The organism is Pseudomonas sp. MDT1-17 (assembly GCF_054898105.1).
The window spans coordinates 6118425-6145189 of record NZ_JBUBVM010000001.1; the positions used below are offsets into that span (position 1 = coordinate 6118425).

Consider the following 26765-nt stretch of genomic DNA (forward strand, 5'->3'; position numbering starts at 1 on the left):
GGACCACCTTATGTGCCTGATTGTTTTCGCTTGGCGACCGGGTCACGCCCAGCCGCTGATCGTGGCGGCCAACCGCGACGAGTTCTACGCCCGGCCCAGCCTGCCTCTGGCGCAATGGCCAGAAGCCCCGCACGTTCATGCCGGTCGCGATCTGGAGGCAGGGGGCACCTGGCTCGGTGTTGGTGCGAATGGACGCTTCGCCGCGCTGACCAATATTCGCGATCCGCATCAGCCGCCCGCGCGCAAGTCGCGAGGAGAGCTAGTGGCGCGATTTCTTGGCGGGGATCTGCCGATAGATGACTATTTGAGCGACGTTGTTGCACGGTCGCTGGAATATGCCGGATTTAATCTGCTGATCGGTAATGCCAACGAACTGTGGCACTTCAATGCCCGGGAGACTGAGGCGGTGATGCTGCCACCGGGGGTTTATGGGTTGTCGAACGCGGGACTGGATACGCCGTGGCCGAAACTGCTCAAGGCACGGGCAGCGCTGGAGGAAGTGCTGGAAGATCCGCAGCCTCAGGCTTTGTTGGCGTTGCTGAACGATGCGCAGGCGGCGCCGTTTGCCGAACTGCCGGATACCGGGGTCGGGTTGGCCACAGAGACGTTGCTGTCGAGTGTGTTTATTGCCAGCCCGACTTATGGGACGCGGGCGAGCACGGCGTTGATTGTTCAGGCGGATGGGACGCGGTGGATGGTTGAGCGGAGTTTTGGGCCGTATGGCGGGCATTTGGGGGAAATTGAGATCAAAGTTTAGGTGTTGTCAGGACTGACGCCTTCGCGAGCAAGCCCGCTCCCACATTTGACCGCATTCTTCTGAGAGAACTCGGTTAAATGTGGGAGCGGCGGTGCGACGATTCGACTTGCTCGCGAAGAGGCCATTAGCCCTTTAAAGAGTCTTGGCCGAAGCCGGATTGATCATCCGCGCCAACCCAAGGTTCTTCAGCGCCAATTGCAGCGAACTGTGGATAACTTGCGGATTGTCGATAGTCATCAGCTCGGCGAGCAATTCCTTGGCCATGCTCAGGTTGATCTGACGCAGCATCCACTTCACTTTCGGCAAGTTGGTGGCGTTCATCGACAGGCTGTCGAAACCCATCGCCATCAACAGCACCGCCGCCGCCGGATCGCCGGCCATCTCACCGCAGATACTCACTGGCTTGCCTTCGGCATGAGCGTCACGCACCACGCTCTGAAGGGCTTGCAGCACCGCCGGGTGCAGGTAGTCGTAGAGATCGGCCACACGCGGGTTGTTTCGGTCCACCGCCAACAGGTACTGGGTCAGGTCGTTGGAGCCGACCGACAGGAAGTCCACTAGCCGCGCCAGTTCCTTGGTCTGATAAACCGCCGCCGGAATTTCGATCATCACGCCGATCGGCGGCATAGGCACGTCGCAGCCTTCGTCGCGGACTTCGCCCCAGGCCCGGTGAATCAGGTGCAGGGCTTCTTCCAGCTCGTGGGTGCCGGAGATCATCGGTAGCAGAATCCGGAGGTTGTTCAGGCCTTCGCTGGCCTTGAGCATGGCGCGCGTCTGGACCAGGAAGATTTCCGGATGGTCGAGCGTGACGCGGATACCGCGCCAGCCGAGGAACGGATTGTCTTCCTTGATCGGGAAGTACGACAGCGACTTGTCACCGCCAATGTCCAGGCTGCGCATGGTCACGGGTTGCGGGTGGAACGCGGCGAGTTGCTCGCGATAGATCGCCAGTTGCTCTTTTTCGCTCGGGAAGCGCTGGTTGATCATGAACGGCACTTCGGTGCGGTACAGACCGACGCCTTCAGCGCCACGCTTCTGCGCCCGCGCCACGTCCGCCAGCAGGCCGGTGTTAACCCACAGCGGCATGCGGTGACCATCTAGGGTCACGCACGGCAAGTCCCGCAGCTTATCCAGTCCGAGGGACAGTTGTTTCTCTTCCTCGACCACCTCGGCGAACTGCTTGCGCAGCACTTCGCTGGGGTTGGTGTAGACCTCGCCGTGGTAGCCGTCGACGATCATCTGGATGCCGTCGACCTTGGAGTACGGCAGATCGACCAGGCCCATCACCGTCGGGATACCCATGGCGCGCGCCAGGATCGCCACGTGGGAGTTGCCGGAACCGAGTACCGAGACCAGACCGACCAGCTTGCCTTCCGGCACCTCGCCGAGCATCGCCGGCGTCAGTTCTTCGCTGATCAGAATGGTATTGTCGGGATAAACCAGAGTCTGTTGACGCTCTTCCTGCAAGTAAGCCAGCAAGCGGCGACCAAGGTCTTTGACGTCCGACGCGCGCTCACGCAGGTAGGCGTCGTCCATCAATTCGAAACGGTTGACGTGTTCGGTGACCACCTGGCGCAACGCACCCTGGGCCCACTGACCGGTCTTGATCACGGTGGTGATTTCGCTGCCGAGCGAGGCATCGTCGAGCATCATCAGGTAGACATCGAACAGCGCACGCTCTTCCGGGCGCAACTGGTTCGCCAGCTTGGCGGACAAGGCGCGCATGTCGGCGCGCACGCCTTCGATTGCCGTCTTGAACAGCCCGAGTTCGGCGGTGATGTCGGCGATGGTCTTGTCCGGCACCACATCCAGATCGGCCGGCGGCAGCATGACCACCGCGGTACCGACCGCCGCGCCCGGCGACCCCGGTACGCCAATGAACTTGGCTTCCTGGATGCCCTTGCCCTGACGGCCCAGCCCCCGGATCGAACCGGTGGCTTCGGCGTGGGCGATAACGCCGGCGAGCTGTGCGCTCATGGTCACGAGGAAGGCTTCTTCACCTTCATCGAACTGGCGACGTTCTTTTTGCTGAATGACCAACACGCCGACGACGCGGCGGTGGTGAATGATCGGTGCCCCGAGGAACGAGGCGTAGCGTTCTTCACCGGTCTCGGCGAAGTAGCGGTAGCGCGGGTGATCCGCGGCGTTTTCGAGGTTCAGGGGTTCTTCACGCGTGCCGACCAGGCCGACCAGACCTTCGTTGGGTGCCATGCTGACTTTGCCGATCGAGCGCTTGTTCAAGCCCTCGGTGGCCATCAGCACGAAGCGGTTGGTCTCAGGGTCAAGCAGGTAGACCGAGCAGACCTGGCTGCCCATGGCCTCTTTGACGCGCAATACAATAATCCCCAACGCCGCCTTGAGATCCTTGGCGGAGTTAACTTCCTGGACGATCTTGCGCAGCGTATTGAGCATGGCTCGGGGTCGAACTCCGTCGTCAGTCGCGCGTTAAAAGGCGCGGGGCAAGCTCTTTGAGAGCGCGTCGATACACTTCGCGCTTGAATGTCACCACCTGGCCCAACGGATACCAATAGCTGACCCAGCGCCAGCCATCAAATTCCGGTTTACCGGTCAAATCCATCCGCACCCGCTGCTCGTTGGAGACCAGGCGCAGGAGAAACCATTTCTGTTTCTGGCCAATGCACAGCGGTTGGCTGTGCGTCCTGACCAGACGTTGCGGCAAACGATAGCGCAACCAGCCCCGGGTGCAGGCGAGAATTTCAACATCTTCGCGCTCAAGACCCACTTCTTCGTTCAACTCGCGATACAAGGCGTCTTCCGGCGTCTCCTGGGGGTTGATCCCGCCCTGTGGAAACTGCCAGGCATCTTGATTGATACGGCGAGCCCATAGCACCTGTCCGGCATCATTCGTGAGAATGATCCCGACATTGGGGCGGAAACCATCGGGGTCGATCACGGCAACAACCTCGCAAACGCATGTCGCCGCATTGTTCCACAAAGGTTGTGATAGCAGCAACGAGCCGGCCTACCTTATGTGCACTCTTGTGAAAAGTCCGTATTCTGGACGCCTTTCTACAGACTTTTCAGCGAGTAACTGCAATGCGGCTGGCTCTATTCGACTTGGACAACACGCTCTTGGGCGGTGACAGTGACCACGCCTGGGGCGATTACCTGTGCGAACGCGGCTTCCTCGACGCCGTCGCCTACAAGGCGCGCAACGACGAGTTCTATCAGGATTACCTGGCCGGCAAGCTGGATAACGATGCCTACCTGAACTTCTGCCTGGAAGTCCTCGGCCGCACCGACATGGCCACGCTGGATCAATGGCACCGCGACTACATGCGCGACTGCATCGAACCGATCGTGCTGCCCAAGGCTATCGAACTACTGGCCAAGCACCGTGAGGCCGGCGACAAACTGGTGATCATCACCGCCACCAACCGCTTCGTCACCGGACCGATTGCCGAGCGCTTGGGTGTCGAAACCCTGATCGCCACCGAGTGCGAAATGATCGACGGCCGCTACACCGGACGCAGTACCGACATTCCGTGCTTTCGCGAGGGCAAGGTGACGCGGTTGAATCGTTGGCTGGAAGAGACCGGGTATTCGCTGGAAGACAGCTATTTCTACAGTGATTCGATGAATGATTTACCGCTGCTTGAGCAGGTGATGCATCCGATCGCTGTCGACCCGGACCCTAACTTGCGCGCCGAAGCCGAGAAGCGGGGTTGGCCGGTGATATCGTTGCGCGACTGAAATCGCTTTCGCGAGCAAGCCCGCTCCCACACTAGATCTGCGTCGTACACAAAATCTGTGTTCCCTGAAGATTTAGTGTGGGAGCGGGCTTGCTCGCGAAAGAGGCAACCCGGTCTCAAGCCTTAAACCGGCTTCGCGCCCATCAATCCGGCAATCGCGATAAAACAAACAAAGCTGAACAGTGCAAGGGCGAAGGTGAACTTGCCATTGCCTCCCGGAACAGTGCGCAACTTGTTAAGCCGCACCAGCAACCAAAACCAACCCAATGCCGCGACGGTGTAAAGCACACTGGACGCCAGCAACCAGGTCTGCCCCAGCGGCCAGCCCACCAGATGCACCATCCACCAGCCGGTAAACGGCATGCTTAGCAGCGCCAGCCCCATCACCAGCCAGATAAACACTCGTGGCCTTTGCAGCGTGCGCGCGTGAGCCGTCGCGTCGCCGTTACGGCGCGTACGCCAGACCCAGATCGCCAGACCCAAAGCGCTGATCAACAGCAGCACTGTTGCCACGGTGTGAGCCATTTTCAGGGCGGTTAACGTTTCCATTGTTCGATTTCCTTATGAGCTGCCCATCAGCGTAGCCGCTCAGCCGAGAAACAGCTGATAGGCCGGATTGTCGCTTTCGTCCCAGTATGGGTAGCCGATTTCTTCCAGCGCCGCCGGCACCAGATGGCGTTCATCGTGAGGCACTTGCAGGCCCGCGACCACCCGGCCATCCGCTGCGCCATGGTTGCGGTAGTGGAACATCGAGATGTTCCAGCGCCCGCCGAGCTTGTTGAGGAAGTTGAACAGCGCGCCCGGACGCTCCGGGAACTCGAAGCGCAGAATCACTTCGTCGACCACATGAGCCGCACGCCCGCCGACCATGTGCCGAATGTGCAACTTGGCCAATTCGTTGTCGGTCAGGTCCAGCACAGGGAAGCCCTGCTCGCTGAGGCTGGCAATCAGCGCACTGCGCGGGTCGGTTTCCGGATGCGTCTGCACGCCAACGAAGATGTGCGCTTCGCTGCCGGTGTTGTAGCGGTAGTTGAACTCAGTGATCTGGCGCTTGCCGATGGCTTCGCAGAACGCCTTGAAGCTGCCCGGTTTCTCCGGGATGGTCACGGCGATGATGGCCTCGCGACCTTCGCCCAGCTCGGCGCGTTCAGCGACGTGGCGCAGACGGTCGAAGTTGACGTTGGCGCCCGAATCGATGGCCACGAAGGTGTGCCCGGTGACGCCGCGTTGCTCGACATATTTTTTGATCCCGGCGACACCCAGGGCGCCGGCAGGTTCGGTGATCGAGCGGGTATCGTCGTAGATGTCCTTGATCGCCGCGCAGATTTCATCGGTGCTGACGGTGATCACTTCATCGACGTAGTCTTTGCAGATATCAAAGGTGTGTTGACCAATCTGCGCCACTGCGACGCCGTCGGCGAAGAGGCCCACGGTCGGCAGGATCACGCGTTCGCCAGCGGCCATGGCGGCTTGCAGGCAGTTGGAATCGTCCGGCTCGACGCCGATGATTTTGATTTCCGGGCGCAGGTACTTCACGTACGCCGCGATCCCGGCGATCAGCCCGCCACCGCCCACGGGGACGAAAATCGCATCCAGACGCCCAGGGTGCTGACGCAGAATCTCCATCGCCACCGTGCCCTGCCCGGCAATGGTGTGGGGATCGTCGTAAGGGTGGATGTAGACGTAGCCTTTTTCGTCGACCAGTTTCAGCGAGTAGGCCAGGGCTTCCGGGAACGAATCTCCGTGCAGCACCACTTTGCCGCCGCGCGAGCGCACGCCTTCGACTTTGATTTCCGGGGTGGTCTTGGGCATGACGATGGTGGCTTTCACGCCCAACACTTTCGCCGCCAGGGCCAGGCCTTGCGCGTGGTTGCCCGCCGAAGCGGTCACTACACCGCGAGCACGCTCTTCATCGCTCAGCTGGGTCAGCTTGTTGTAGGCGCCGCGAATCTTGAACGAGAACACGGGCTGCAAGTCTTCGCGCTTGAGCAAAATACTGTTGCCCAGCCGCTCGGAGAGCTGGCGGGCAGTCTGCAATGGGGTTTCTACGGCAACGTCATAAACGCGCGAGGTGAGGATCTTTTTGACGTACTGTTCGAGCATCGGAAAGCATCACTGAGCGGGTTGGGCAGGGCCAAGGAGTCTAACCCGGCTTTTGCCTGAGCGACCATACGAATCAAGAGGTTTTAGCCCGGCATGGAGCTATAATGCCGGCCTTTCCGTTTTCCCCTTGCCCGCTTCGGAGCCCGCATGACCCAGGATCAACTCAAACAGGCAGTGGCTCAGGCCGCTGTCGACTTCATCCTCCCGAAACTCGACGACAAGAGCATCGTCGGGGTCGGCACCGGCTCCACCGCCAACTGCTTCATCGACGCACTGGCCCGGCACAAGGGCGCATTCGACGGCGCGGTCGCCAGTTCCGAAGCCACCGCCGCCCGCCTCAAGGGCCACGGCATTCCGGTGTATGAGTTGAATACGGTCAGCGACCTGGAGTTCTACGTTGACGGCGCCGATGAAAGCGATGAGCACCTGAACCTGATCAAGGGCGGCGGCGCAGCCCTGACCCGCGAGAAGATTGTGGCAGCCGTGGCCAAGACCTTCATCTGCATCGCCGACGCCAGCAAACTGGTGCCGGTGCTCGGTGCGTTCCCACTGCCGGTCGAAGTCATCCCGATGGCCCGCAGCCACGTGGCTCGCGAGCTGGTGAAGCTGGGCGGCGACCCGGTCTACCGTGAAGGCGTGCTGACCGACAACGGCAACATCATCCTCGACGTGTTCAACATGCAGATCACCAACCCGGTGGAGCTGGAGACGCAGATCAACGCCATCGTCGGCGTGGTCACCAACGGTTTGTTCGCGGCACGTCCCGCGGATCTGCTGCTGCTGGGCACCAGCGAAGGCGTAAAAACCCTGCGCGCCCAGTAAGCCCAACACAAACCCCTTGTGGGAGCGGGCTTGCTCGCGAATGCGGTGGGCCAGTCAATAGAGATGTCGACTGACACACCGCATTCGCGAGCAAGCCCGCTCCCACAGTTGTTTTGGGGTGTTGGTCAGGGTTGTGCTGGTTTTTTGAAGACATAGAACAGGTTCGGCTCGCTCACCAGGTACATCGTACCGTCGTCGTCCATGGCGATCCCCTCCGCTTGCGGCACCGTCTTCTGTAACCCCTGACGGCCCTTGCTCAGTGACATGGTGCTCAGCGGTCGCCCGTCCACATCCAGCTCCAGAATCAGTCGCGATTCATCCGACAGCGCCAGCAGATGCCCGCTGCGTTCGTCGTATTGCAGGCTCGACAGGTCCGTCACGAACATCCCGGCATCGCGCTTGGGGTTGTTCACCACGTGCACCGCGTAGGACTTTTCCGGGTTGTAATGCGGGAAGCCCTGCACTTCGTAGATCAGCATCGGGTCGCGCTCCTTGGCGACAAACAACCGCTTGCCCACCGAATCGTAAGCCAGACCTTCGAAGCCCTTATTGCTGCTCATGTGCACACCAAGGGTCATCTGCTCGGCATCCGCGGCATCGAGGAACGTTGTGTCCTTCTCCAGATGAATCTTGATCAGCCGCTGCTCGCGCTCGTCAGTGATCACGTACGTGTCGGCGCTGATGAACTCCACGGCTTCCGGATCGCCAAACCCGACCAGTGCCATGCGTCGAATAATCTGGCCGTCCAGAGACAGCTCGATCAGCTCGGAGTTTTTGTTGGTGACGGTGAACAGGCTTTTGCGCACCGGATCGAAGGTCAGCGCCGAAACATCGTCGTTCAGGCCATCAATCACCCGAGCCTCGACTTCCACCCGGTATTGGTCCAGGCCAATGGATTGATCGTTTGTTGGCTGCCACAGCGTGTGCACGTTAAACCACGCCCGCTCGAACAGGCGCATGTATTGGCCAACCGCAACCAGCGCGATCAGCGCAATCACTGTCAGGATCAGAATAAAGGGTTTGGGACGGGCAAGTCGGCGCATTCAGGCAAGCTCGGAAACAGAAACAGGCGGATGAAATATCACGCTTGTATGAATTCAAGCTTAATGGCCAGTGGCCCTGGACCACAACTGCGGGATTCGGGTGCCTATTTCTGTTTTTCGAAACGGTAGAACAGGTTTGGCTCACTCACCATGTACAGGTTGCCTCCATCGTCCATGGTCACGCCTTCGGCGCGAGGGATGGTTTTCTTCAGACCATTGAAGCCACCCAGCAAGGTCATGAAGCTGACCTGCTCGCCCTTCTCGTCCAGCTCCAGCAGCAGGTGGGAGTCGGCAGACAACACCAGGGTATGACCGGTGCGCGGGTCGATGGCCAGGGCCGAGAGGTTGCGGATGTCCAGTTCGTCATTGGCGAGTTTCTGCTTGTCGCCGGCGAGTGTCTGGCCATCGTTGCTTTTCCAGGTGAACAACGCCGGTGGACGCTCTTCACCCAACAACATTTGCTGATTGCGCGAGTCCCAGACGATGGCTTCGAAGGCCTTGTTCTGGTCTTTCGAAGGGCCGAGGTCGTATTTCGGGAAGTTGGCGATATTCAGCTCGCGGGTGTCGGCGTCGACCTTGACGATGGAGAGCAGGTGTTCGCGCTCATCGACGATGGCCAGCAGACCGTTACCGATCACGGTCACCCCTTCCGGGTTGCTCCAGCCCACCAGCGGCATCTTGCGCAGCACGTCACCCTGCAATGTCAGCTCAACCAGGAACGGGTTTTTGCCCATGACCGAAAACAGGGTTTTGGTTTGCGGGTCGTAGGCCAGGTCCGACGCTTCATCCTTTTCCATGCCCGGCAGCACTTTGGCGTCGATCACGGCCCGGTAATCCGGCAGCCAGATGCTCTGTTGACGTTCGGCGGGGCTTTCGAAACGCTCCAGCACCCAGAGCACACCACGGTCATCCCAGTGCATCGCAAACGCGAGGCCATACGCGGTGGCGACCACCAGCAAAAGCCAGGAATACCAACGCATGACAAAGCGCGGGGGGCGGGCAGTTTTCAGCTTGGGCAGTGGTTGGGTGACCATCAAGGATGCGTTCCAGAAATTCAGGCTAAGGGTAATAGCACAATTGGGACCGGCTCAGACGCCGCAAGTCCCGGAATTATCCTGACGGGATGTGAAAAAAACGGGAAATGGCGGGAAAGCCCTGTGTGGGCAGCCAAGATCAAAAGATCGCAGCCTTCGGCAGCTCCTACAGAGGTCGGTGTAGGAGCTGCCGAAGGCTGCGATCTTTTGCTTTTTTAGCGGACGCTGCTGGTGAAGCTGCTGGCGCCTGGCAATTCCAGCACCAGTTCATCACCAGCATTCAGCGGACCGACGCCAACCGGCGTACCCGTCAGGATCACGTCACCGGCCTGTAGCGAGAAACAGCCGGCCATGTGCTGGATCATCGGCACGATCGGATTGAGCATCGCGCTGCTGTTGCCGTCCTGGCGGACCTCACCATTGATGGTCAGGCGGATGCCGATGTCGGTCAGGTCAGCAAACGTGCTGCCGGACACGAATGGCGCAATCACCGCCGCACCGTCGAAGGACTTGGCGATTTCCCACGGCAGGCCCTTGGATTTCAGCTCGGCCTGCTTGTCGCGCAGCGTCAGGTCCAGAGCCGGAGCGAAGCCGGAGATAGCATCGAGCACTTCTTCACGGCTCGGTTTGGTCGACAAAGGCTTGCCGATCAACACCGCGATTTCCGCTTCGTAATGCACCGAACCACGTTCGGTCGGAATGCTGAAACCGCCTTCCAGTGGCACGACGCAACTGCCCGGCTTAATGAACAGCAGCGGTTCTGTAGGCACCGGGTTGTCCAGTTCCTTGGCGTGTTCGGCGTAGTTGCGGCCGATGCACACCACTTTCCCCAGCGGGAAGTGAATACGCGTGCCGTCGACATACTGGTGCTGATAGCTCATTACCGACTCCTGTTTCGTAGCTCTTAAATTCAAAAGTCAAACAGCGAAAATCTTGCCTGGGTTCATGATGCCGTTCGGGTCGAACACCGCTTTGACGGCTTTCATGTACTCGATCTCAACCGGTGAGCGGCTGTAGGTCAAATAGTCACGCTTGGTCATGCCCACGCCATGTTCGGCGGAAATCGAGCCGTTGTACTTCTCGACGGTTTCGAACACCCACTTGTTGACGGTCGCGCACTTGGCGAAGAACTCGTCCTTGCTCAGGTTCTCCGGCTTGAGGATGTTCAAATGCAGGTTTCCGTCGCCGATGTGGCCGAACCAGACGATTTCGAAATCCGGGTAGTGTTCGCCGACGATCGCGTCGATTTCTTTCAGGAATGCCGGTACTTTCGACACAGTGACCGAAATGTCGTTCTTGTAAGGCGTCCAGTGCGAGATGGTCTCGGAAATGTATTCGCGCAGCTTCCAGAGGTTCTGCAGCTGGGTTTCGCTCTGGCTCATCACGCCGTCCAGCACCCAGCCCTGCTCGACGCAGTGCTCGAAGGTTTCCAGGGCGTGGTTGGCCACTTCTTCGGTGGTCGCTTCAAATTCCAGCAGCGCGTAGAACGGGCAATCGGTTTCAAACGCCGCCGGCACGTCGCCGCGAGCCATGACCTTGGCCAGGGCTTTGTCGGAGAAAAATTCGAAGGCGGTCAGGTCGAGCTTGCTCTGGAACGCGTGCAACACCGGCATGATCGAGTCGAAATCGGCGGTGCCGAGGACCATCGCGGTGAGGTTCTTCGGAGCGCGGTCCAGTCGCATGGTGGCTTCAACCACAAAACCGAGGGTGCCTTCTGCGCCGATGAACAGCTGGCGCAGGTCGTAACCCGTGGCGTTCTTGATCAAATCCTTGTTCAGCTCCAGCAGATCGCCTTTGCCGGTGACGACTTTCATGCCCGCGACCCAGTTGCGGGTCATGCCGTAGCGAATGACCTTGATCCCGCCGGCATTGGTGCCGATATTGCCGCCAATCTGGCTGGAACCTGCCGAAGCGAAGTCCACCGGGTAGTACAGGCCTTTTTCTTCGGCGACGTTCTGCAGGTGTTCGGTGACCACGCCTGGCTGGCAGACCGCGGTGCGGTCGGTCATGTTCACGTCGAGGATCTGGTTCATGTAGTCGAAGGACACGACCACTTCGCCATTGGCTGCCACGGCCGCAGCCGAAAGCCCGGTACGACCGCCGGACGGCACCAGCGCCACTTTGTGTTCATTGGCCCAACGGACAATGGCCTGGACCTGCTCGGTGGTCTTGGGAAACACAATGGCCGTCGGGGCCGGGGCGAAATGCTTGGTCCAATCCTTACCGTAAGCATTCAGGGAGTCGGCATCGGTCAGCACCTTGCCAGGCTCAACCAGGGTCTTCAGCTCTTCAATCAAGGCAGGATTGGTCATCGACAGAACTCTCGAACAATTCATGGTCATCCTGAGAACGCTTCACGTCGCAGGAATGAGTGTTTAGCGGGGTGCATATGCTAGCATACCGACCCCGCAGCATAGTGCCCAAAGGCTGTTCTGCGGTGACGGCTTTCCTGCCGTCCGGGTCAGCTCACGCTGTCCGATTCCCTGCCATTTTTCTCCGGGATACAGGTTTACGCAGATGAGCAAGACTTCTCTCGATAAGAGCAAGATCAAGTTCCTTCTTCTCGAAGGCGTCCACCAATCGGCTGTCGACGTTCTCAAGTCGGCGGGCTATACCAGCATCGAGTACCTCACCGGTTCTCTGCCGGAAGCCCAGCTGAAGGAAAAGATCGCTGATGCGCACTTCATCGGCATTCGCTCCCGCACTCAACTGACCGAAGAGATCTTCGATCAGGCGAAGAAGCTGGTCGCTGTCGGCTGTTTCTGCATCGGCACCAACCAGGTCGACCTGAACGCGGCTCGCGAACGCGGCATCGCGGTGTTCAACGCACCGTACTCCAACACTCGCTCCGTTGCCGAGCTGGTGCTGGCCGAAGCGATCCTGTTGCTGCGCGGCATTCCTGAGAAAAACGCTTCCTGCCACCGTGGCGGCTGGATCAAGAGCGCAGCCAACTCCTTCGAAATCCGTGGCAAGAAGCTGGGCATCGTCGGTTACGGCTCGATCGGTACTCAGCTGTCAGTCCTGGCAGAAGGCCTGGGGATGCAGGTGTACTTCTACGACACCGTGACCAAGCTGCCACTGGGTAACGCCACCCAGGTCGGCAACCTGCACGAGCTGCTGGGCATGTCCGACATCGTCACCCTGCACGTTCCGGAAACCGCTGCGACCCAGTGGATGATCGGCGAGAAGGAAATCCGCGCCATCAAGAAGGGCGGCATCCTGATCAACGCGGCGCGCGGCACGGTCGTTGAACTGCAAGCCCTTGCGGACGCGATCAAGGACAAGCACCTGATCGGCGCGGCCATCGACGTGTTCCCGGTGGAGCCTCGCTCCAACGACGAAGAGTTCGAAAGCCCGCTGCGTGGCCTGGACAACGTGATCCTGACCCCGCACATCGGCGGTTCCACCGCTGAAGCGCAAGCCAACATCGGTCTGGAAGTGGCAGAGAAGCTGGTCAAGTACAGCGACAACGGTACGTCGGTATCGTCGGTGAACTTCCCGGAAGTGGCGCTGCCGGCTCACCCTGGCAAGCACCGTCTGCTGCACATCCACGAGAACATTCCGGGTGTGATGAGCGAGATCAACAAGGTTTTCGCCGAAAACGGCATCAACATTTCCGGTCAGTTCCTGCAGACCAACGAGAAAGTCGGCTACGTCGTGATCGATGTCGACGCCGACTACTCGGAAATCGCCCAAGAGAAACTGCAGCACATCAACGGCACCATTCGTTGCCGCGTGTTGTTCTGATAGCGACTTGAGCGACAAAAAAGGGAGACCCTCGGGTCTCCCTTTTTCATGCGCGCGACAACGTTACTTGACGTTGACGGTGATTTTCTTCGAAACGATTGGCGGATCGAACGGCAGGTGACCGCTGTCGCCCAGTTCGAGCTGCAAAGTGTGCTTGCCTGGCGGCAGCTTGATGGTGGCCTCGGTTTGCGCCTTACCAAAATGCATATGGTTGGCATCCGTCGGAATCGGTTGCCCTGCAGCAGGCAGCTCTTTAACGTCAATCAGCAAGTGATGGTGGCCGGTATTTTTGGTGACATCGCCCGCCGGGGCCAATGAGATGTCCTTGATGCCAAATTTAACCTTGAATTCCTGTGGCACCGTGGCCCCGTCTTCCGGGGAAACAATGAACGCTTCTGCCCCCTCGGGAGCCGGCGTTGCAGCCGTCGCCAACATCGAAGCACCCAGCAACAGGCCAGCCAATGCTGCTCGTGACATAAAGGTTTTCATTCTCATCTCCAGTTTTTTCGTAAAATCCGCGTGGCCATGACAACTTCACGGCCATTCGTTGTCGAAAGCTCTCGACAACCATAGCAAAGCGAGCCTGAACCAGAGCATCGCGATAATGAATTCAAAGGAGTGACCATGCGTTTTTTGCCTGGCCTGATCTGCCTGCTACCCCTTTTGAGCCCTTTGGCTCATGCCGAACTGATTGACGATGTAAACGTCCGTGGCGAATTGCGCATCGCTCTTGAGGCTAATACACCGCCGTTCAATTTCAAGGACGATGGCAATCTAACGGGCTTCGAGGTCGAATTGGGCCAACTGCTGGCCAACGAACTGGATGTACGGGCCGACTTCGTCATTACCGATTCCAACGATCTGCTGCAAGGTGTTGAAACCGGCAAGTACGACGTCGCCATCAATCACATAGCAGTGACCCCGGACCTCAAGGATCGTTTCGACTTCAGCGAACCTTACAGCTACACCAATGCGCAATTGATCGCGCAGAAGGAAGAGCAACCGCGCTCGATGCTGCTGGTGCAAGCCTTGACGGAAGAGAAGCCGAAAGTCGGCCCGCCCGTGAGCCTGGCGATTCCGTTTCAGAAGGGTAACCCGGCGTTTCATGCCAGCCTGGAGAACGCGTTGCAGCGGATCAAGGCGGATGGGCGACTGGAGGCGTTGTCGCAGAAGTGGTTGGGGGCGGATACGAGCGTGGCGCCGAAACCCTGATTTCAGGCTGGCGAATAACCTGTGGGAGCGAGCCTGCTCGCGAAGGTGGTGTGTCAGTCGACATTGAGGCTGCCAGACACACCGCCTTCGCGAGCAGGCTCGCTCCCACAGTGGTTTTGTGTAGGGCGTTAGGTCAGGGTTGCCAAGGCTTCAGCCGCTTGTGGCAACTCCAGCTCACTGAAGACTTGAACGCCATTGCGCTTGAGCAACGCCGCCGTCACCCCTTCACCACTGACCTTCACACCGCTGAAGCTCCCGTCATACGTCAACAGATTCCCGCAAGACGGGCTGTTGGCCTTGAGCACAGCGATCCGGATGCCGTGCTTTTGCACCAGGTCCAACGCCTGAAAAGCACCGTTGAGAAACTGCGCACTGACATCCTCGCCCTCGGTGGTAATCACCGACGCATGGCCATCCAGCACTTCACCGCCCTGCCCGCCCGGAATCTCCGCCGCCGCCCGTGGCGTCGGCAAGCCACCGGCAACCTCCGGACACAACGGCACCACCCGACCTTCATCAAGCCACTGCTGAAGCTGATCGAAAGGCCCGCTCGCGCCGCCGTCGTAACGTACGCGGTGGCCGAGAAGACAGCGGCTTACCAGAATTTTCTGCATGATCAGAACGGCTCGTTGCCACGACGTCGAAACCAGCCGGTCAACGACAGGCGATCCCGGGTCGCGGGCAGGACTTCGTGGGGCACCTCGCCCGACAGGAACACCACCAGGCATCCGCCGACAGGTACTACATCGTATTCGACGCCTTCATCGAGGTACATGCGCAACTGGCCGCCGTGCTCGGGCAGCCAGGGGTCATTGAGGTAAACCACCGCCGACACCGTGCGCCGGTCATCATCACGAAAACGGTCGACATGCTTGAGGTAGAAAGCGCCGGGCGGGTACAGGGCGAAATGGCTTTCGAAATCTTCCAGGCCCAGAAACAAACCGCGATTCATCGCCTCGCGCAGGCTGTCCATCAATTCCAGATAGCGGTCGCAAGCATCGGCCTGGCCGGGCTCGATCCACTGGATATGGTCGCCGCGAATCCCCTCGCGAATTTCGGCTGTCGGCCCGCGCCCCACGGCGGCCGGGGCCAATTCGCCCTCAGCAGCACGTTTACGGCACTCAGCCGCCAGTTCCAGGGTCAGAGCCTTGGGCAGGAAAATATTCTGCTGCGACCAGCCGTGTTCAGCCAGGTCGTCGACGATACGTAACAGCAGCGGGTGATCAGAGGGTATTGGCATGGCGCGCATAGTATTCCTGTGCCCGAAAATCCGACAGAGCCGCGCAGCGGCTTGATACGAATTCTCGACAAGGACGAATGCCACACGGAGAATAGTCGCCTGCTGACAGGAGTCCCTATGCGCCGTTTGCTTTTCTCAATGCTGATGTTCTGCGTTATGCCCGCTTGGGCAGACAGCCACGACCAGTTGTACAAGGTCGCCGGCTGGCCAGAACAACGCGCGCATTTCAACGACGCTCTCTCGGCCGCTCAGCAGCGGTATCAAAATAGCCTGCCCCCGGCCGTTTTCCAGGCGTTGGTGAATAACAGCAATCAGCGCTTTGCCCCCCAGGCCGTGGACCAGCGCGCCGAAGCACAATTGCGCAAGACCCTTGCCGATCCGAAACCCGCGCTGGCGTTCTTTCAGTCACCTTTGGGCAAGAAAATCGTCGCCGCCGAATTGCTCGCAACCCGTCGTGATCAGCTGGCAAAAAACGCCAAGGGTTTACCCAAGATCCAGGCCAGCGACAGCCGCCTGTTGATCATCGGCCATCTGGCTCAGGCCCTGCCTGCGCGCGAGGCCGGCGCTGAAGTCAGCCTGGCGATTGCCGGTGTCGCGGCCGACAGCCTCAGTTCGATGATCCCCGGCCTGCTCGGCGGCGGTCAGGCTCAAGGCATGTTGAACGGTCAGCGTCAGCGCTTGATGGACCAGATTGGCAGTGACCTGAACAACACGCTGCTGTATGTCTATCGCGACCTGTCGGATAACGAACTGGAAGAATTCGCCACGTTTGCCGAGTCTGACGAAGGCAAGGCTTACTATCAGGCAGCACTGGCAGCGATTCGCGCGGGGCTGGCGGTGGGGCAGGATGCTTCAAGTCTTCGCCAGTAACTTTCGGCGCCTTAAAGATCGCTTTCGCGAGCAGGCTCGCTCCCACATTAGACCGTGCTCGTCTGAACAACTCGGTCAACTGTGGGAGCGAGCCTGCTCGCGAAGAGGCCGCCACAGCCCCTAAAGATTCCGCCCCTTGATCCGCTTGCTCAAAAAACCGAAATACTCCCGCCGCAACGCCAGCGTCTCATTCGCCAGGTGATGCCGTGCCTCGGGTAACATCAGTACCTGCGGCCGATCGAACTTGCCCCGCAACACCTCAAGGTTATGTTCCCAATCCACCGTCATGTCCGCCTGCCCCTGAACAATCAACGGTCGCCGCGGACTGTCCGGTGCGGCTTCGATGCGCTTGATCCAGCGCGCCAGCGCACCGACCCAGGCGGTCGGCAAACGTAGCGGCTGTAACGGGTCGGCTTGCAGGAAGGGCAAAAAATCCGGGTCGTTGGAGTTTTCGCTGAAGCGCCGGGCGATGGCTTTGACGAAAGGCTTGAGCAGGTAATAGCTGAGCTGCGACCAGCCCCAGGCTCGCGGCCTCACCAGCGGTGAAAACAGGATTACCTGGCCCTGGGCCGGACTGCTGGCGCCCTGATTGAGCACATGATCGATCACGATCGCGCCGCCAGTACTTTGCCCGCACAGGTGCCACGGTTGCGGCAGATCGAGGGATTGCGCCTCGACGAACAGTCCTTGCAGGGTGTCCTGATACTCGGCGAAATCCTTGATGCTCGCCCGCGCACCGCTGGACAACCCGTGCCCCGGCAGGTCGCAGGCAATCACCGCAAAATCCTGATCCAGCGCCCACTCGATCACATGCCGGTAAAGTCCGGTGTGATCATAAAAGCCGTGGAACAAAAACAGCGTCGCCTTCGCCCGCTCGGGCCACCAGACCTGGCTGACCACTTCATAACCATCGACCTCGAAACGCCCAAGGCTACTGCGCACATGACGCCCGGCAAAATCCAGCCCGTAGAAGCGTTGGTAAGCCAGCGCTTCCACCGACAGCGGCTGCCTGTCGGCCAGTGGCCGCAGGCTGGCACGCAGATGATCGGGGTCGAAAGTGGCAGACATGAGCAATTCCAGAACGTGAAACGGACTTTATGGGCCTGCGATATTCATCTGTCGCGGCAAGCATGGCAAGCTAGCGCACCTTCGAGGACTGAAATCCATGCGCTCGCCCTACCGCGCCACACTGCTTGCCAGCCTGCTCGCCCTCGTGTGTGCCGGCTTGCTGTGGGTTGCTTACGACTGGTTTCAGGGCCGCTACCTGCGGACATTCAGCGAGCACACCGCGGTATTTTCCGGCGATCCGCTGCGCCTGCCCGACAACCTCGCCGGCCCCGGCGCCATCCGCCTCGTGCACTTCTGGGACCCGGCCTGCCCGTGCAATGTCGGCAACCAACAACACCTGAGCGAACTGGTTGAGCACTACGTACCGCAAGGCGTGGAGTTTTATGCGGTACAAAAGCCTGGCAGCCACGGTCAGTTGCCGAGCACCTTAAGCGGCCTCAAAAGCATCGCCGTCCTCCCGGGCTCCGAACAGATCCCCGCCAGCCCGGCCGTGGCGATCTGGGATCGTAGCGGCAAACTGGCGTATTTCGGCCCGTACAGCGAAGGTCTGACCTGCAATTCGAGTAACAGCTTTATTGAACCGATTCTGCAAGCGCTGAACGAAGGCCGCACGGTGAATGCCACGCACACACTGGCAGTGGGTTGTTACTGCCCGTGGCCCGTCGACACAACGAAGTAAGGCTGACAGGAGACGCGAATCCCTCCTACGGGCGATGGGCCAATTCGCCAAGCCGTGTTAAACAGTGCCGCCAGGGAACTGCTGCCACTCATAACAACAAGGAATCACCATGAAACGTAGCTTGACCGTTCTCGCCTTGCTGATTGTCGTGCTCGCCGCAGGTGGCGGCGGGTACATCTACAGCAAGCAGCCGACACGCCAGGGCATGGTGGAGCTGCAACACCTGCAAGGTTCGGTCACCGTGCGCTACGACGAGCGCGGCATCCCGCACATCCGCGCTGAGAACGAAACCGACCTGTACCGCGCCCTCGGGTATGTGCACGCCCAGGACCGGCTGTTTCAGATGGAAGTCTTGCGCCGCCTCGCCCGTGGAGAGCTGGCCGAAGTCCTCGGCCCGAAACTGCTCGACACCGACAAGCTCATGCGCAGCCTGCGCATTCGCGAACGCGCCGACACCTACCTGGCGAATATGGACAAACAATCGCCGGCCTTTATCGCCATGCAAGCTTATCTGGACGGCATCAACCAGTATCAGAACAGCCATCCAAAGCCCGCAGAGTTTGATGTGCTGGGCATCCCCAAACGCCCGTTCACTGCTCAGGACACCATCAGCATCGCCGGTTACATGGCCTACAGTTTTGCCGCAGCGTTTCGCACCGAACCGTTGCTGACCTTCGTGCGCGATCAGTTGGGCGCCAACTACCTGAACATCTTTGATCTCGACTGGCAGCCCAAAGGTGTGCTCAACGGCAGCACGCTGCCCCTGGCCAGTGCCGACTGGAAAGACCTCAACACCCTCGCCCGCCTTAGCGAACAGGCACTCGCCGACAACGGTTTGCCACAGTTCGAGGGCAGCAACGCCTGGGTCGTCTCTGGAGGCCGAACCAAAAGCGGCAAACCGCTTTTGGCCGGCGACCCGCATATCCGCTTTTCCGCGCCGTCGGTGTGGTATGAAGCGCACCTCTCGGCGCCGGGCTTTGAACTCTACGGCCACTATCAGGCGTTGATGCCGTTCGCCTCCCTCGGGCTGAACCGCGATTTCGGCTGGAGCATCACCATGTTCCAGAACGACGACCTCGATCTGATCGCCGAGAAGGTCAACCCGGACAACCCCAATCAGGTCTGGTATCGCGGCAAGTGGGTGGACATGGTGACCAGCGAACAGCAGATCGCGGTCAAGGGCCAGGCGCCGGTGACACTGGTGCTGCGCCAGTCGCCCCACGGTCCGATCGTCAACGATGCGCTGGGCAGCAACGTCGGCAAAACACCGATCGCCATGTGGTGGGGTTTTCTCGAAAGCCAGAATCCGATCCTCGAGGGCTTCTACCAGCTCAACCGCGCTGACACCCTGGCCAAGGCGCGCAGTGCCGCGGCGAAGGTTCAGGCGCCGGGGCTGAACATCGTCTGGGCCAACGCCAAGGGCGACATCGGCTGGTGGGCAGCCGCGCAGTTGCCAAAACGTCAGGCCGGTGTGCGTCCGGGGTTCATCCTCGACGGCAGCACCGCCGAGGCGGACAAGGAAGGTTTCTACCCGTTCAGCGCCAACCCACAGGAAGAGAACCCGGCACGCGGTTACATCGTCTCGGCCAACTTTCAGCCGGTATCGCCGACCGGCATGGAGGTTCCCGGTTACTACAACCTCGCCGATCGCGGTCAGCAGCTCAATCGCCAGCTCAGCGACAACACCATCAAGTGGGATCTGGATGCCAGCCAAAAGCTGCAACTGGGCACCACCACCGCCTACGGTCCTCGCGTGTTGGCGCCACTGCTGCCGGTATTGCGCGAAGTAGTGAGTGACCCCGCCGAGCTCAAACTGGTTGAGCAACTCACCCAGTGGAGAGGCGACTACCCACTCGATTCCACCAGCGCCACGCTGTTCAATCAGCTCCTGTTCAACCTGGCTGACGCGACCATGCACGATGAACTGGGCAATGACTTCTTCGAAACATTGCTGTCGACCCGGGTGATTGATGCGGCATTACCGCGACTGGCCGCGACCGCCGATTCGCCGTGGTGGGACAACCGCAACACCCTCGGTAAGGAAACCCGCGCCGACACGGTCAAGGTTGCGTGGCAAGCGAGCATCGCTCACCTCAAGACCACCCTCGGCGCTGACTTCGCGCAATGGCAGTGGGGCAAGGCGCATACGCTGACGCATGGCCATCCGCTGGGGCAGCAAAAGCCGCTGGACCGTCTCTTCAATGTCGGCCCGTTCGCGGCGCCTGGCACTCACGAAGTGCCGAACAACCTTTCGGCCAAGATCGGTCCGGCGCCATGGCCCGTGACGTATGGTCCGTCGACCCGCCGCCTGATCGACTTCGCCGACCCAGCCCACAGCCTGACCATCAACCCGGTCGGCCAGAGCGGCGTGCCGTTCGACAGCCACTATGACGACCAGGCTGAGGCGTTTATCGAAGGGATCTACTACCAGGCGCATCTCAACGACGAAGAAGTCACGGCCAATACGCGGAGCACGTTGAAGCTGTTGCCGGCGCGTGCTGCGCAGTAGTTTTTAGTTGGCCGGGCGGACGCTTTCGCGAGCAGGCTCGCTCCCACAGTTGACCAAGTTGTTCAGACAGACACGGACTAATGTGGGAGCGAGCCTGCTCGCGAAGAGGCCCTGACAAGCGACAAAAATGTCAGCTCAAACCATCGCCGCAAAGTTCAGCCTGAACTGCTGCGGCGTCACCCCCAGCCTGCGGTTGAACACACTGCGCATGTGCTGGGCATCGCGAAACCCGCATTGATAAGCCACGGTCTTGAGCGGCGAATGGGTGCTTTCAAGCAGCACCCGCGCCGCGTCCACCCTGGCCCGTTCGACGAATTCCGCCGGGGTGATTTTCGCCTCTTTGGTAAACACCCTGGAAAAGTTGCGGGCACTCATGTTGGCGGCGTTGGCCAGGTCGGCAATCGTCAGGTCGCCCGTCAGGTTGGCCAAGACGTAAAGCTGCACCAGTGCCACGGCAGAAGTGGGTTCGGCGTGTGGCGTGAGGAATGGGCTGAACTGTGACTGCCCGCCGGAGCGCTGAGTGAACACCACCAATCGTTTTGCCACACTCAATGCGACTTCCGGCCCGTGATCCCTGGCCAATAAGTACAGCGACAGATCAATCCCCGCCGTGACACCCGCCGAGGTGTAGAGCTCGCCGTCCTGCACGTAAAGGCGATCAGCATCGACCTGAGTCGACGGGCACAACTGCGCCAGCGCCGCGGCGTCTCCCCAGTGGGTGGTCACCGTTCGCCCTTCCAGCAATCCGGCCCGGGCGAGCATGAACGCGCCGTTGCAGATCGAGCCAAAGCGTTGCGCCAGCGCGCAGGCATCACGCAACCAGGCATCGAATGCCGCACCGAAATTCATGAACGGCAACTGCGGCCCACCGGCCACCAACAGCAAGTCATAGGCCGCCAGCGCTTCGCTGAAATGCCGATGGGCATTGAGTGACAAACCGTTTGAACACGGCATCACCCCGCGCTCGACGCCAATCACCTCCAGTCGATAGTGATCTTGCGGCTCGAGGAAACGATTGGCTTCTGAAAACACATCCATGGGACCGGTGACGTCCAGGGACTGAACGCCTGAGAACACCACGATGGCAACGGTTTTCTGCATGACAGGAATTACCTTGAATGTGGAAAAGATCGCAGCCTGCGGCAGCTCCTACAGGACTGCATTCCTTTCGGGAAATCTGCGTTAACCCTAGCCAATCCTCGGGCAACAAGCGAGATTGGCGCGATATGCCTGCTCATTGGCAAGGATCGCAGCCATGGATCGATAGCTCGGTTTCGGGTGCGCGGACAGACTGATCCCATCAGCGCCGCCACGGCGCTCCCCACGAGGAAAGCACCATGAGCAGCAACATCGCCGGTATTAAAATCCCCGACAGCGCGTTGGCCAAGGCCACCACGGAATACATTCGCGACGTCGAATCAGACCTGCTGTATCACCACTCGCGTCGGGTATTTCTGTTCGGCGCCTTGAGCGGTGAACGCAAGCAACTGGCCTATGACCCCGAACTGTTGTACGTCGGCGCGATGTTCCATGACTTGGGTCTGGTGGAAGGTCATCGCACTGACGACGAGCGCTTCGAAGTCGATAGCGCCAACGCTGCCAAAGCGTTCCTCAAACCCTACGGTTTGTCCGACGACGATATCGAACAGGTCTGGTTGGTCGACAGCGAGCCGGGTTTCAAGCCGATGAATTTCGTCGAGATCATCCGCAAGTCGCCTTGGATTTCCTAACCCACAAAATCAAAAGATCGCAGCCTGCGGCAGCTCCTACATGGGAATACGTTTTCCTGTAGGAGCTGCCGCAGGCTGCGATCTTTTGCTGTTAAGCCGCTTCCGGCGCCGGGGCGCGACGCACGTCCGGTTGTTTCCAGGAGTCGGCAGCACTTTCTTCGATCGCCTGCTGAATCGCACGCTTGCGCGCTTCTTCGGCACGGCGGCTGAAGAACCAGACCAGGAAGGTCATCAGCGATACCGCCAGCAGAATCAGGCTGGCCACAGCGTTGATCTCGGGTTTCACGCCCAGACGCACCGCCGAGAACACTTCCATCGGCAGGGTCGTGGAACCCGGGCCGGACACGAAGCTCGCCAACACCAGATCGTCCAGGGACAGGGCGAAGGACATCATGCCGCCCGCGCCCAAGGAGGGCGCGATCATCGGGATGGTGATCAGGAAGAACACCTTCCACGGCCGCGCACCGAGGTCCATGGCCGCTTCTTCGATGGACAGGTCCAGCTCACGCAAGCGCGCCGACACCACCACCGCCACATACGCCGCACAGAACGTCGTGTGGGCGATCCAGATGGTGATGATGCCTCGCTCCTGTGGCCAACCGATCATCTGCGCCATGGCCACGAACAGCAGCAACAGCGACAGACCGGTGATCACTTCGGGCATCACCAGCGGCGCGGTGACCAGACCACCGAACAGCGTGCGACCCTTGAAGTGGGTGATACGGGTCAGGACGAACGCCGCCAACGTACCCAGTGCCACCGCCGCCACCGCCGTGTAGCAGGCGATTTCCAGCGAGCGCACCACCGAGCCCATCAGCTGGGTGTTGTCCATCAACCCGACATACCACTTGATCGACCAGCCGCCCCATACCGTCACCAGTTTGGAGGCGTTGAACGAGTAGATCACCAGGATCAGCATCGGCGCGTAGATGAACAGCAAACCCGCTACCAGCATGAAACTTGAGAAACGGAAGCGCTTCATTCCTTGCCCTCCATTTCTTTGGCTTGGCTACGGTTGAACAGGATGATCGGCACGATCAGGATCAGCAACATCACCACTGCCAGAGCAGACGCCACCGGCCAGTCACGGTTGTTGAAGAATTCTTGCCAGAGCACTTTACCGATCATCAGGGTTTCCGGACCGCCCAGCAGTTCCGGAATCACGAACTCGCCCACGACCGGGATGAACACCAGCATGCAGCCGGCGATGATGCCGTTCTTGGACAGCGGAATGGTGATCTTCCAGAAGCTGTTGAAGGTGCTTGAGCCGAGGTCGGACGCCGCTTCCAGCAGACTGTTGTCGTGCTTCACCAGGTTGGCGTAGAGCGGCAGAATCATGAACGGCAGATAGGAGTAAACGACCCCAATATAGACCGCGAGGTTGGTGTTGAGGATCTGCAGCGGTTCATCGATCCAGCCCATCGTCATCAGGAAACCATTGAGCAGACCGTTGTTGCTGAGGATGCCCATCCACGCGTAGACGCGGATCAGGATCGCGGTCCAGGTCGGCATCATGATCAGCAGCACCAGCACCGTTTGCATTTCTTTGCGGGCGCTGGCGATGGCGTAGGCCATCGGGTAACCGATTGCGAGACAAAGGATGGTGCTGATCAGCGCCATCTTCAACGAGCCGAGGTAAGCGGCAATGTACAGTTCGTCGCCGGCCAGCATCGCGTAGTTGCCGAGGTTAAGCAGCAACTGCAGTTTCTGTTCGGCGAAGGTATAGATCTCGGTGTACGGCGGAATGGCCACGTCGGCTTCGGCGAAGCTGATCTTCAGGACGATGAAGAACGGCAGCATGAAAAACAGGAACAGCCAGATGAACGGGACGCCGATGACCAGTTGGCGGCCACCGGGAATTATTCGGTTAAGACGGCGTTTGAATTTGCGCATGTTCATGAGCGAAGTACCACGCCGCTGTCGTCTTCCCAATACACGTAAACCTGGTCACCCCAGGTCGGACGCGCGCCACGGCGCTCGGCGTTGGCAACGAAGGACTGGACGATCTTGCCGCTTGGCAGTTCGACGTAGAACACCGAGTGCCCGCCCAGATAGGCAATGTCGTGCACCTTGCCGCTGGACCAGTTGTATTCGCAAGTTGGCTGGATCGGCGTCACCAGCAGTTTTTCCGGACGGATCGCGTAGGTCACGGATTTGTCCTGCACCGACGTGCTGATCCCGTGGCCCACATAAATCTGACGGTCCAGGTCCTTGCAAGTGATGATCGCGTGGCCTTCGGCGTCGTCGATCACTTCGCCGTCGAAGATGTTGACGTTGCCGATGAACTCGCAGACCAGGCGGCTGGTCGGGGTTTCGTAGATGTCGATCGGGCTGCCGATCTGGGCGATCCAGCCCAGGTGCATGATCGCGATACGCTCGGCCATGGTCATGGCCTCTTCCTGGTCGTGGGTCACCATGACGCAGGTTACGCCGACACGCTCAATGATCTCGACCAGCTCCAGCTGCATTTGCGAACGCAGCTTCTTGTCCAGAGCACCCATCGGTTCGTCGAGCAGCAACAGCTTCGGTCGCTTGGCCAACGAACGCGCCAGGGCCACACGCTGACGCTGGCCACCGGACAACTGATGCGGCTTGCGCTTGGCGTATTGCGTCATCTGAACCAGCTTGAGCATGTCGGCTACGCGAGCATCGACTTCAGCTGCGGGGATTTTGTCCTGTTTGAGGCCGAAGGCGATGTTCTGCGCCACAGTCATATGCGGGAACAAGGCGTAGGACTGGAACATCATGTTGATCGGCCGCTCGTACGGCGGCATGTCGGTGATGTCTACGCCATCGAGGAAAATGCGCCCCTCCGTGGGCCGTTCGAAGCCTGCGAGCATGCGCAGCAACGTGGATTTGCCCGATCCCGAACCGCCGAGCAGGGCGAAAATCTCGCCTTTCTTGATTTCCAGGGACACATCGTCCACGGCAATCGTCTCGTCGAACTTCTTCGTGACCCGGTCGATTTTGACCAACACCTGTTTAGGTGTCTGGTCGCCCTCGAGGGCTTTCTTATAGGCGCCGGAGGCAACTGCCATTTACGAAACTCCCAGAAAAAAAGAGTGCAGTTCGCTCAAGGTGAGCGAACTTTTGGATAGTTTGAGCCTTGCAGCTATTTACCCGACTTGACCTTGGTCCAGCTGCGGGTCATCAAACGTTGAATGTTTGGTGGTAACTCGATAGACACGTAAGTCTTGTCGAGGACTGCTTGTAGTGGATAAACCGATTCGTCGGTGCGAATGGACTGTTCCATCAGCGTGTCCGACCCTGGGTTAGGGTTGGCGTAACCCACGTAATCGCTGACCTGGGCGATCACCTCAGGTTTCAGCAAATAGTTGATGAAGGCGTGGGCTTCCTTGACGTTGGCCGCATCCTTGGGGATCGCCAGCATATCGAACCAGAGCGCACCGCCCTCTTTCGGAATCGAGTAAGCGATGTTCATGCCTTTGCCAGCCTCAGCCGCGCGAGCCTTGGCCTGAAACATATCGCCGGAAAAACCGATCGCCACGCAGATATCGCCGTTGGCCAGGTCCGCGATGTATTTGGACGAGTGGAAATAGGTCACGTAAGGCCGCACCGCCAGCAACTTGGCTTCGGCCTTTTTGTAGTCTTCGGGGTCGGTGCTGTTGGCGTTGAGGCCCATGTAGTTGAGGACCGTTGGCATCATTTCATCAGCGGAGTCGAGAAACGCCACGCCGCAGCTCTGCAGCTTCTTGATGTTCTCCGGCTCGAACACCACATCCCAGGAATCGATCTTGTCGAGGCCCAACACAGCCTTGACCTTATCGACGTTGTAACCGATGCCGTTGGTGCCCCACAAATACGGCACGGCGTATTGGTTACCCGGATCGTTTTGCTCCAGGCGCTTGAGCAGCACCGGGTCGAGGTTGGAATAGTTCGTCAACTTGGACTTGTCGAGCTTCTGGAAAGCGCCCGCCTTGATCTGTTTGCCAAGGAAGTGATTGGACGGCACAACCACGTCGTAACCGGTACGCCCGGCCAGCAACTTGCCTTCCAGGGTTTCGTTGGAATCAAAGACGTCGTACACCGGCTTGATGCCGGACTCTTTCTGGAAGTCCGCCAGGGTGGTCTGACCGATGTAGTCCGACCAGTTATAAATATGCACAGTGCCCGCCGCCTGGACACTAACGGCAAGCGTCAGTCCGGCGCCGACCAGCAGTGCATTGCGCAACAAAGAAAAAATAGGCACGTGGAGGTCCTCTAAAATTAGTTGGGCC

26 protein-coding genes are annotated in these 26765 nt (G+C 59.6%); 9 read left to right on the plus strand and 17 right to left on the minus strand.

Annotated features, from left to right (window positions below):
- Nucleotides 1-10: 10 nt before the first annotated feature.
- A complete protein-coding gene (locus tag ACYZTX_RS28260; RefSeq protein ID WP_462036769.1) occupies nucleotides 11-757 on the plus strand; it encodes an NRDE family protein in 747 nt (248 codons plus the stop codon).
- A 132-nt stretch (nucleotides 758-889) separates the two neighbouring features.
- Here the strand turns inward: ACYZTX_RS28260 and ptsP are convergent, their stop codons facing one another.
- The gene (gene ptsP, locus ACYZTX_RS28265) at nucleotides 890-3169 is read right to left on the minus strand and encodes a phosphoenolpyruvate--protein phosphotransferase (RefSeq protein WP_462036770.1); all 2280 of its coding nucleotides are present in this window, start codon (nucleotides 3167-3169) and stop codon (nucleotides 890-892) included.
- Between the two features lie 22 nt (nucleotides 3170-3191).
- Nucleotides 3192-3671, minus strand: a complete 480-nt coding sequence (locus ACYZTX_RS28270; RefSeq protein WP_095083604.1) for an RNA pyrophosphohydrolase — start codon at nucleotides 3669-3671, stop codon at nucleotides 3192-3194.
- Between the two features lie 143 nt (nucleotides 3672-3814).
- Here ACYZTX_RS28270 and ACYZTX_RS28275 point away from each other — a divergent pair, with 143 nt between their 5' ends.
- Nucleotides 3815-4471, plus strand: a complete 657-nt coding sequence (locus tag ACYZTX_RS28275) for a histidinol-phosphatase (RefSeq protein WP_462036771.1) — start codon at nucleotides 3815-3817, stop codon at nucleotides 4469-4471.
- Nucleotides 4472-4593: 122 nt separating this feature from the next.
- Here the strand turns inward: ACYZTX_RS28275 and ACYZTX_RS28280 are convergent, their stop codons facing one another.
- Complete coding sequence (locus ACYZTX_RS28280; protein ID WP_462036772.1) at nucleotides 4594-5019, minus strand: DUF2269 domain-containing protein; 426 nt, start codon at nucleotides 5017-5019, stop codon at nucleotides 4594-4596.
- A gap of 39 nt (nucleotides 5020-5058) precedes the next feature.
- Nucleotides 5059-6573, minus strand: coding sequence for a threonine ammonia-lyase, biosynthetic (gene ilvA, locus ACYZTX_RS28285; protein ID WP_462036773.1), 1515 nt, complete (start codon nucleotides 6571-6573; stop codon nucleotides 5059-5061).
- A 147-nt stretch (nucleotides 6574-6720) separates the two neighbouring features.
- Between ilvA and rpiA the strand changes: the two genes are divergently transcribed.
- Nucleotides 6721-7395, plus strand: coding sequence for a ribose-5-phosphate isomerase RpiA (gene rpiA / locus ACYZTX_RS28290; protein ID WP_462036774.1), 675 nt, complete (start codon nucleotides 6721-6723; stop codon nucleotides 7393-7395).
- A gap of 125 nt (nucleotides 7396-7520) precedes the next feature.
- On the opposite strand, the gene ACYZTX_RS28295 is transcribed toward rpiA, so the two are convergent.
- The 4 genes from ACYZTX_RS28295 to ACYZTX_RS28310 all read right to left on the minus strand — a co-directional run bounded on the left by ACYZTX_RS28295 (nucleotide 7521) and on the right by ACYZTX_RS28310 (nucleotide 11784).
- Nucleotides 7521-8438 (minus strand): SdiA-regulated domain-containing protein, encoded by a 918-nt coding sequence (locus tag ACYZTX_RS28295; protein WP_462036775.1) that lies wholly within the window; start codon nucleotides 8436-8438, stop codon nucleotides 7521-7523.
- Between the two features lie 104 nt (nucleotides 8439-8542).
- Nucleotides 8543-9472: an SdiA-regulated domain-containing protein gene (locus tag ACYZTX_RS28300; protein WP_462036776.1), complete on the minus strand. Its 930-nt coding sequence runs from the start codon at nucleotides 9470-9472 to the stop codon at nucleotides 8543-8545.
- 215 nt (nucleotides 9473-9687) lie between these two features.
- Entirely contained in the window at nucleotides 9688-10353 is a 666-nt protein-coding gene (locus tag ACYZTX_RS28305; RefSeq protein ID WP_462036777.1) for a fumarylacetoacetate hydrolase family protein, read from the minus strand.
- A 36-nt stretch (nucleotides 10354-10389) separates the two neighbouring features.
- Nucleotides 10390-11784, minus strand: a complete 1395-nt coding sequence (locus ACYZTX_RS28310; RefSeq protein ID WP_462036778.1) for an FAD-binding oxidoreductase — start codon at nucleotides 11782-11784, stop codon at nucleotides 10390-10392.
- Nucleotides 11785-11989: 205 nt separating this feature from the next.
- On the opposite strand from ACYZTX_RS28310, the gene serA reads away from it, so the two are divergent.
- Entirely contained in the window at nucleotides 11990-13219 is a 1230-nt protein-coding gene (gene serA, locus ACYZTX_RS28315) for a phosphoglycerate dehydrogenase (RefSeq protein ID WP_462036779.1), read from the plus strand.
- A 63-nt stretch (nucleotides 13220-13282) separates the two neighbouring features.
- Here the strand turns inward: serA and ACYZTX_RS28320 are convergent, their stop codons facing one another.
- Nucleotides 13283-13708: a DUF4399 domain-containing protein gene (locus tag ACYZTX_RS28320; protein ID WP_462036780.1), complete on the minus strand. Its 426-nt coding sequence runs from the start codon at nucleotides 13706-13708 to the stop codon at nucleotides 13283-13285.
- Between the two features lie 135 nt (nucleotides 13709-13843).
- Between ACYZTX_RS28320 and ACYZTX_RS28325 the strand changes: the two genes are divergently transcribed.
- Nucleotides 13844-14431: a transporter substrate-binding domain-containing protein gene (locus tag ACYZTX_RS28325; RefSeq protein ID WP_462036781.1), complete on the plus strand. Its 588-nt coding sequence runs from the start codon at nucleotides 13844-13846 to the stop codon at nucleotides 14429-14431.
- 128 nt (nucleotides 14432-14559) lie between these two features.
- On the opposite strand, the gene ACYZTX_RS28330 is transcribed toward ACYZTX_RS28325, so the two are convergent.
- Together ACYZTX_RS28330 and ACYZTX_RS28335 are read right to left on the minus strand one after the other, a co-directional pair.
- Nucleotides 14560-15045, minus strand: coding sequence for a 2-thiouracil desulfurase family protein (locus ACYZTX_RS28330; RefSeq protein WP_462036782.1), 486 nt, complete (start codon nucleotides 15043-15045; stop codon nucleotides 14560-14562).
- A 2-nt stretch (nucleotides 15046-15047) separates the two neighbouring features.
- Entirely contained in the window at nucleotides 15048-15680 is a 633-nt protein-coding gene (locus ACYZTX_RS28335) for a 2OG-Fe(II) oxygenase (protein WP_462036783.1), read from the minus strand.
- Between the two features lie 108 nt (nucleotides 15681-15788).
- Between ACYZTX_RS28335 and ACYZTX_RS28340 the strand changes: the two genes are divergently transcribed.
- Nucleotides 15789-16541 carry a DUF2059 domain-containing protein gene (locus ACYZTX_RS28340; RefSeq protein ID WP_462036784.1) on the plus strand — a complete coding sequence of 251 codons (753 nt, stop codon included), beginning with the start codon at nucleotides 15789-15791 and terminating at the stop codon, nucleotides 16539-16541.
- 120 nt (nucleotides 16542-16661) lie between these two features.
- Here ACYZTX_RS28340 and bipL read toward each other — a convergent pair whose 3' ends face one another.
- Nucleotides 16662-17609, minus strand: a complete 948-nt coding sequence (gene bipL, locus ACYZTX_RS28345; protein WP_462036785.1) for a phospholipase BipL — start codon at nucleotides 17607-17609, stop codon at nucleotides 16662-16664.
- 97 nt (nucleotides 17610-17706) lie between these two features.
- On the opposite strand from bipL, the gene ACYZTX_RS28350 reads away from it, so the two are divergent.
- Nucleotides 17707-18288, plus strand: a complete 582-nt coding sequence (locus tag ACYZTX_RS28350; protein ID WP_462036786.1) for a DUF6436 domain-containing protein — start codon at nucleotides 17707-17709, stop codon at nucleotides 18286-18288.
- A 109-nt stretch (nucleotides 18289-18397) separates the two neighbouring features.
- Entirely contained in the window at nucleotides 18398-20797 is a 2400-nt protein-coding gene (locus tag ACYZTX_RS28355; protein WP_462036787.1) for a penicillin acylase family protein, read from the plus strand.
- Nucleotides 20798-20932: 135 nt separating this feature from the next.
- On the opposite strand, the gene ACYZTX_RS28360 is transcribed toward ACYZTX_RS28355, so the two are convergent.
- The gene (locus ACYZTX_RS28360; RefSeq protein WP_462036788.1) at nucleotides 20933-21898 is read right to left on the minus strand and encodes a GlxA family transcriptional regulator; all 966 of its coding nucleotides are present in this window, start codon (nucleotides 21896-21898) and stop codon (nucleotides 20933-20935) included.
- A gap of 236 nt (nucleotides 21899-22134) precedes the next feature.
- Here ACYZTX_RS28360 and ACYZTX_RS28365 point away from each other — a divergent pair, with 236 nt between their 5' ends.
- Nucleotides 22135-22527: an HD domain-containing protein gene (locus tag ACYZTX_RS28365; RefSeq protein ID WP_462036789.1), complete on the plus strand. Its 393-nt coding sequence runs from the start codon at nucleotides 22135-22137 to the stop codon at nucleotides 22525-22527.
- Nucleotides 22528-22618: 91 nt separating this feature from the next.
- Here the strand turns inward: ACYZTX_RS28365 and ACYZTX_RS28370 are convergent, their stop codons facing one another.
- The 4 genes from ACYZTX_RS28370 to ACYZTX_RS28385 all read right to left on the minus strand — a co-directional run bounded on the left by ACYZTX_RS28370 (nucleotide 22619) and on the right by ACYZTX_RS28385 (nucleotide 26737).
- A complete protein-coding gene (locus ACYZTX_RS28370; protein ID WP_462036790.1) occupies nucleotides 22619-23509 on the minus strand; it encodes an ABC transporter permease subunit in 891 nt (296 codons plus the stop codon).
- Complete coding sequence (locus tag ACYZTX_RS28375; RefSeq protein ID WP_461971029.1) at nucleotides 23506-24387, minus strand: ABC transporter permease subunit; 882 nt, start codon at nucleotides 24385-24387, stop codon at nucleotides 23506-23508. The genes ACYZTX_RS28370 and ACYZTX_RS28375 overlap by 4 nt, the downstream gene beginning before the upstream one ends.
- Before the next feature lie 35 nt (nucleotides 24388-24422).
- A complete protein-coding gene (locus ACYZTX_RS28380) occupies nucleotides 24423-25565 on the minus strand; it encodes an ABC transporter ATP-binding protein (protein WP_462036791.1) in 1143 nt (380 codons plus the stop codon).
- A 74-nt stretch (nucleotides 25566-25639) separates the two neighbouring features.
- Nucleotides 25640-26737: a polyamine ABC transporter substrate-binding protein gene (locus ACYZTX_RS28385; RefSeq protein WP_462036792.1), complete on the minus strand. Its 1098-nt coding sequence runs from the start codon at nucleotides 26735-26737 to the stop codon at nucleotides 25640-25642.
- Between the last annotated feature and the right edge of the window lie 28 nt (nucleotides 26738-26765).